The sequence below is a fragment of the Aeromicrobium sp. genome (assembly GCF_036676885.1).
Lineage (GTDB): Bacteria > Actinomycetota > Actinomycetes > Propionibacteriales > Nocardioidaceae > Aeromicrobium.
On record NZ_JAKFCB010000074.1, the window covers coordinates 1 to 5447 of the forward strand.

Here is a 5447-nt window from a genome sequence, read left to right on the forward strand (position 1 = left end):
CCCTCCAGGTCGGCGAGCACCTCGGGGCTGGCCGCCTCCTCGGGCGTGAGCCAGGTCAGCTCGAGGGCGTCCTGGCGCGGGTTGCACTCACCGCTGACCGGCACGACGTACGCGAGGGAGACCGCGTGCTGCCGCGGGTCGTAGAGCGTCGACACCCCAGGAAGGGGGAAGTACTCGGCGACGGAGAACGGCACGGTCGACGCCGGCAGCTGCGGGAACGCCGTGGGGCCGAGGTCCTTGGCGAGGTTGCGCAGCAGCGCCTCGCGTACGGACTCGCCGTGCATGACCCGGCCGGACACCAGGGTGCGGGTCATCACGCCGGTCGTCGACGAGCCGCGCAGGAGGATGCCGATCGACTCGACCTCGCCCAACGCGTTGATGCGCACCGGCACTGCCTCGACGTACAGGATCGGGACGCGTGCCCGCGTCTCGTCGAGGGCGAAGTCCGGGAGCCAACCCGGATTGGGATCAGGTGTGCGCACGGACATGCGGACATTGTGTCGTACGCCCGATGACGACGGGTCAGTTCGACCCGGATGCGCTCGCCGCGGTGGCCGCGAGGATGCCCGCGGTGACGGCCGATTGCGCCGCCTGGATCGCCTTGCGGACGCCCTCGCTGGCCCAGTCGCCCTCCGCGATGACCTTGGCCCGCGCCTTGGCCCGCTTGCGGTCGGGCTTGTCGACCAGCAGCTTGGTCAGGTCGGCGGCTGCCAGCAGGCCGATGAGCGGCCCGGTCTCGGCATCGGCGGGCTGGTCGTGCAGCAGGCTCGCGCGGACCCGGTTGACGAGGTCGTGGCGCCGCGCCGTGTCGATGACCTCGTGGCGGCTCGCCGGGAAGATCCCCATGACCTTGGTCGGCCGGACGCGCATCTGCCCCTTCGCGACGAGGGAGGCATACACGTGCTTGCGGGCCTGCTTGCCGAGCCGGGTGACGGTGTTCCGCGGGGTCTGGCGACCGCGATTGCGTACGCGGGAGAAGGCCTGCTCGAGGAGCGGATCGCTGACGGGAGCATGGCTGACCACGATGACCTGCGCCTTGCGGCGTTCGCCGTCGAGCGCCAGGTGGCCAGCGGCGACGAGGTCGAGCAGGTGCGCTCCGCCGAGCACGGGATCGGCCTTCATGGCGTCGAGCTGCGGCTTCCCGGTCAGGGGATCGGTGACGATCAACAGCAGGTCCTCCGCAGTGGTCATGCCACCACGCTATCCGGGCGTGGTGCGAGCATGGATAGCGTGATCAACGGCGGCGTCTCGTTCTGGTGGCAGCAGGTCGGCGTCCCGGAGCCGCGACCGGGGCTGGGCGGCGACCTCGACTGCGACGTCTGCATCGTCGGCGGCGGGCTCACGGGATTGTGGACGGCGTACTACCTGTCGGCCCTCGACCCTGCCCTCGACATCGTGGTGCTCGAGGCTGAGTTCGCGGGATTCGGCGCCTCGGGTCGCAACGGCGGCTGGCTGTCGGCGGAGCTGTCCGGCAGCAAGGAGAGGTATGCCGCCACGCACGGCCGCGAGGGCGTCCAGGCGCTGGTGTCGTCGATGGAGGCGGCGGTCGACGAGGTCATCGAGGTGTGTCGCACCGAGGGCATCGACGCCGACATCGTCAAGCACGGCGTGTTGTACGTCGCCCGGTCCGCGGCCCAGCTGAAACGCATGCACGAGGGTCTCGTCAGCGACCGGGCCTGGGGGATCGGCGAGCATCACCAACGCGAGCTGACCCGGGCAGAGCTCGAGGAGCGGCTGCACGTCGAGGGCGCACTCGGCGCGACGTTCAGCCCGCACTGTGCCCGTGTGCAACCGGCGAGGCTCGTCGCAGGGGTCGCGGCGGCGGTCGAGCGTCGCGGCGTGCGCATCCTCGAGCAGACCCGTGCCACCACGATCGAGCCCGGCATGGTCACGACCGAACGCGGCGTCGTCAGGGCGGGCCGCATCCTGCGCTGCCTCGAGGGCTACACCGCGGGCATCCGTGGACAGCGGCGCACCTGGCTGCCGATGAACTCGGCGATGATCGTCACCGAGCCGCTGCCGGAAGAGGTGTGGCACGCGATCGGCTGGCGGGGCGCCGAGCTGCTCGGCGACAACGCGAACGCGTACTGCTATGCCCAGCGCACCGCCGACGGCCGCATCGCGTTGGGCGGCCGCGGCATCCCCTACCGCTTCGGCTCCCGCACCGACGTCGACGGTCAGACGCAGGACTGGACCATCGAGTCGCTCACGGGGATCCTGCACGGGATGTTCCCGGCGACCCGTGGTTCGCGCATCGAGCACGCGTGGTGCGGTGTGCTCGGAGTCCCGCGCGACTGGTGCGCGAGCGTCACGTTCGACCCGTCGACGGGACTCGGCTGGGCCGGCGGCTATGTCGGCAGCGGGCTCACGACGACCAACCTCGCGGGGCAGACCCTCGCCGATCTGGTCCTGCGTCGCGACTCCGACCTCGTACGCCTGCCGTGGGTCAACCGCGGCGTACGCCGTTGGGAGCCTGAGCCGCTGCGCTGGCTGGGCGTACGCGCGATGTACGGGCTGTATCGCGAGGCGGATCGCCGTGAGGACAGGGGCCTTGCCCGGCCCAGCCGGCTGGCGAGGATCGGTGACAAGCTCACCGGAAGGTGACCCGCTCGCCGGTCGAGTAGCCGACCGAGCTCTGCGAGGGAGGCGTATCGAGACCAGCACACGTACGCTCGAATCATGACCGAAGAACTCGATCCACGCCTCGTCGAGCTCGCGCACCGGATGTTCGACCTGGCCCGTCAGGGTGGCACCGAGCGACTCGGGGCGTACGTCGACAAGGGCGTGCCGGTCGACATGACGGATGCCTCCGGCAACACCCTGCTGATGCTCGCCGCCTACCACGGGCACAGCGACACGGTCGCTGCGCTGGTGGAGCGCGGGGCGGACGTCAACCGGCTCAACGATCGCCAGCAGAGCCCACTGGCCGGCGCGATCTTCAAGGACGAACCAGAGGTCGTGCGCATGCTGATCGACGCCGGCGCCGACCTCGACGCAGGCTCCCCTTCGGCCCGGACCACAGCCGAGATGTTCGAACGAAGCCACCTGCTCGAAGGGTCGTGACTAGCGGTACAGTCGAACTACCAAGACAGGGGAGCGCCACGCAGAGGGCGCTGAGAGTGCGGATCAGCCGCAGACCCTTGAACCTGCACCGGTTAGTACCGGCGAAGGGAGTCACGATGAGTTCTGCAACCACGTCCAAGACCGGGTTCAATCTGCATTACCGCACGATTGATCTCGTCACCATCACCACGCTCGCAGTCGCGTGCGGCGTCATCTTCTGGGGCTGGGGCAAGATCTACGAGCCGCTCAGCTTCGGCTCGATCACGGCCTACCCGCCGATGGCCGGCCTGTTCGGTGGACCATGGCTGATCGCCGGCGTCCTCGGCGGGCTGATCGTCCGCAGGCCCGGAGCCGCCTTGGCCACCGAGATGCTGGCCGCGCTGGTCGAGATGCTGTTCCCGGGCGGTACGCAGTGGGGCTCCGGCGTCCTGGCGTCCGGCTTCTGGCAGGGCCTCGGCGTCGAGCTGGTCCTCGCGGTGTTCCTCTACACCCGCTTCAACATCGCGGTCGCGGCGATCGCCGGCGCGGCTGCCGGTGCCATCGAGTCGGCCGCGTACGAGTGGCACACCTACTACCCGGACTGGGAGATCGGCTACCGCCTGGCACACCTGGGACTGTTCGCCGTGTCGGGTGCGCTGATCGCCGGTGTCGGGGGTTGGGCCCTGACGAGAGCGTTGGCGCGAGCCGGCGTGCTCGACGCGTTCCCGGCCGGGCGCGAACAGGTCTCCGAGGTCTAGGTGTCCTTGGGTGGAGCCCGCTTCAGGGGCTTCACGTGGCGCCCCCTCGGCCGACGCAGTCCCGTCGTCGCCGGGCTGGATCTCACGATCGAGCCCGGCGAGCGGGTGCTGCTGGTCGGCCCGAGCGGCGCCGGCAAGTCGACGCTGCTGTACGGCCTGGCCGGTGCGCTCGGCACCACGATCGCGGGTGACCTGAGCGGCACCGCCGAGGTCGACGGGCGGCTCGGACTGCTGCTGCAGAATCCGGCCGACGCGATCGTCGCCGAGCGCATGGGCCGCGATGTCGCGTTCGGTCCCGAGAACGCCGGCATGTCCCGCGACGAGATCTGGTCCCGGGTCGACGAGGCCTTGGCATCGGTCGGACTGACGTATGGCCGCGACCACTTCAGTGCGGCCCTGTCCGGCGGCGAGCAGCAACGGCTCGTGCTCGCCGGGGTCCTGGCGATGCGCCCCGACCTGCTGCTGCTCGACGAGCCGACCTCGATGCTCGACGCCGGCACCGCCGCCGGTGTGCGCGACGCGATCCTGTCGGCCGCCGCCGGTCGTACGCTCCTGGTCGTCGAGCACCGCATCGAGCCATGGCTCGACCACGTCGACCGGGTCGTCGTCCTCTCGGCCGACGGCGCTGTGGTCAGCGACGGCACCGTGCGGGCGTTCCTCGACGGGCCGCCGCCGGCCGGGGTCTGGATGCCCGGCATGCCGACCCCGGCGCCGTTGGACGTACCGGCTGAGCTGGTTCGTCCCGACGTCGGCGCGCTGTCGATCGCCGCGTCCGACGTGTCGGTCGAGCTCGTCACCCGTACGCTTCGCGGCACGCAACGCACGCAGGCGCTGACCGGGCTGACCGCCTCGATCACGCCGTCGAGTACGACCGCCTTCACCGGGCCCAGCGGCGCCGGGAAGTCGACGGCCCTCGCCGTGCTCGGCGGGCTGCTCAAGCCGGGCAGCGGCACCGTCACGCCGGAGCTGCGCAGGTGGCGATCGCCGAGGCTCGCCGGAGCGGTGGGCTGGGTGCCGCAGAATCCCGAGCACGGCTTCCTCACGTCGACGGTCGGCGACGAGGTCCGCCACACCGCCCACAGGCTCGGCCGGGCCGTCGACGTCGAGCGCGTGCTCGAGGTGTTCGGGCTGGCCCGCTTCGCGGAGTCCAATCCGTACCGGTTGTCCGGCGGCGAGCAGCGGCGGCTCGCCCTGGCGGCGGCCCTCGCGCACCGGCCGGGCGTCGTCCTGCTCGACGAGCCGACGGTCGGCCAGGACCCCGGCACCTGGGCCGCGGTCGTCGGTTGGATCGACGCCGCCCGATCGGCCGGCGCGACGGTCGCGCTGTCGACCCACGACGCCGACCTCCCGGTCGACACCGAGCACCGGATGCGCGACGGGGTGCTGCGATGAGTGAGCGCCAGCTGGGGGCACCCTCATGAGGTCCTACGTCCTGCGGATCAACCCGCTCGTGCAACTGTCGGTCGGCCTGTTCTCCCTGCTCGGCTCGCTCTGGATCCGCAGCCTGCCGGTCGCGCTGATCGCCGTCGGGGCGTACGTCATCGCGGGCCTGTTGCTCCTCCCGGGCTGGCGCTTCCCGCTCGTCTGCCTGGGCTTCACGGCGATCGCCGCGGTCACGATCGTCTACTCGACGTGGCGGCTCGGCGG

General features: G+C 71.1%; 7 protein-coding genes and 1 riboswitch. Of the genes, 5 read left to right on the top strand and 2 right to left on the bottom strand.

All coding sequences use genetic code 11. The features are described 5' to 3' along the window. Window positions 1–488, bottom strand: a 488-nt coding sequence (locus V6M46_RS03945; RefSeq protein ID WP_332662464.1) for a DUF4916 domain-containing protein, incomplete at its 3' end; no start/stop codon positions are given. A 34-nt stretch (window positions 489–522) separates the two neighbouring features. Further along, window positions 523–1191: a GOLPH3/VPS74 family protein gene (locus tag V6M46_RS03950; RefSeq protein ID WP_332662465.1), complete on the bottom strand. Its 669-nt coding sequence runs from the start codon at window positions 1189–1191 to the stop codon at window positions 523–525. A gap of 30 nt (window positions 1192–1221) precedes the next feature. On the opposite strand from V6M46_RS03950, the gene V6M46_RS03955 reads away from it, so the two are divergent. From V6M46_RS03955 to V6M46_RS03975, 5 genes are all read left to right on the top strand, one after another. Then, the gene (locus tag V6M46_RS03955; protein WP_332662466.1) at window positions 1222–2604 is read left to right on the top strand and encodes an NAD(P)/FAD-dependent oxidoreductase; all 1383 of its coding nucleotides are present in this window, start codon (window positions 1222–1224) and stop codon (window positions 2602–2604) included. A gap of 75 nt (window positions 2605–2679) precedes the next feature. Further along, on the top strand, window positions 2680–3063 hold the full coding sequence (locus tag V6M46_RS03960; protein WP_332662467.1) for an ankyrin repeat domain-containing protein: 384 nt from the start codon (window positions 2680–2682) through the stop codon (window positions 3061–3063). Between the two features lie 17 nt (window positions 3064–3080). Next, window positions 3081–3190, top strand: a riboswitch (TPP riboswitch). Next, complete coding sequence (locus V6M46_RS03965; protein ID WP_332662469.1) at window positions 3180–3800, top strand: ECF transporter S component; 621 nt, start codon at window positions 3180–3182, stop codon at window positions 3798–3800. Its footprint overlaps the riboswitch before it by 11 nt. Next, entirely contained in the window at window positions 3801–5192 is a 1392-nt protein-coding gene (locus V6M46_RS03970; RefSeq protein ID WP_332662470.1) for an ABC transporter ATP-binding protein, read from the top strand. Between the two features lie 25 nt (window positions 5193–5217). Then, a partial coding sequence (locus V6M46_RS03975; RefSeq protein WP_332662471.1) for a hypothetical protein occupies window positions 5218–5447 on the top strand: 230 nt, incomplete at its 3' end.